This window comes from Oleiphilus sp. HI0079 (assembly GCF_001635105.1).
In genome coordinates, this window is the sequence record NZ_LWFT01000963.1 from 1 (window position 1) to 917 (window position 917).

Genomic DNA, 917 nt, shown 5'->3' on the forward strand with positions numbered 1-917 from the left:
TACCGAGAGCTCATTGCAAGGCGCTTTCGCGGTGTACTCGGTGAACGTAGTACTGCCTCCGGAGTTAAAGCAGGTGCCAGGCACACTGAGATGCTCGACACGCTCTTTAAACGCTTCGTAGCTATGCCAGCTGGCATCTAGCGCACCCTTCAGCCCACCTAAAATAGAGGGGATCTTCGCCGCATGTGCTTCATACCCCATTAATCCCGCAAACCTTAGATTATTACTTTTTTCGAGAAGCGTGATCGTATCTTCGAATTCTGCATTAAGGCTGAAACCACCTCGATGTAAGCCGATATTTATTTCAAGATTTATCCGCAAGCTTGCGTGGTGCTTTTTAGCGATTGCTTGATACTGCTCAAGACGCGCGTGGCTATCGATCAGCCACTGAACTTGTGACAACTTCGGTGCCGATTTGCTCTTTGGTTGCTGCATAAACCAAACAAGCAATTGTTCGAAAGCCGCTGCGGGAAGTGGTTTTCCTAACAATATGTCGCTCAATGCATAGCGTGACGCAATTTGCTGAATGAAGGGAGCATGAAAACACATAAAGCGTTGCGTTTCGGATTGCGTTTGAGCGCTGATGTGGTCAATCAGCTGCATGCAAGGCAAGGACTTTACCACTAAGCGATGCACAAAACCCTCGTTTAGTATTTGCTTTAGCTGCGCAATGTTGCGATTTAAAGCGGCCTGATCAATAACGAGTGTTGGCTGACTAATACCCGCTTCGGCTAGGAGTTTACTCAAGGCGTGATATTGCAGAATCGAATCCTGCAGGGGTGCAGAGGTCTCAGAGGGCACAGGGTTGTTGGAGTGCATAGGGCGCGCGGCTCTTTTTGTTATTGATTTTGAGAAGATTGATCGAAGGTTACTGCTACGCAAGGCTTTGGGCAATATCCAAGATGGCCAAGATGGTA

The 917-nt window shown here is 48.1% G+C and carries 1 protein-coding gene; it reads right to left on the bottom strand.

What is annotated here, in order from left to right; all coding sequences use genetic code 11:
• Window positions 1-819, bottom strand: an 819-nt coding sequence (locus A3750_RS17725) for an alanine racemase (RefSeq protein WP_197475121.1), incomplete at its 3' end; no start/stop codon positions are given.
• Window positions 820-917: the final 98 nt, after the last annotated feature.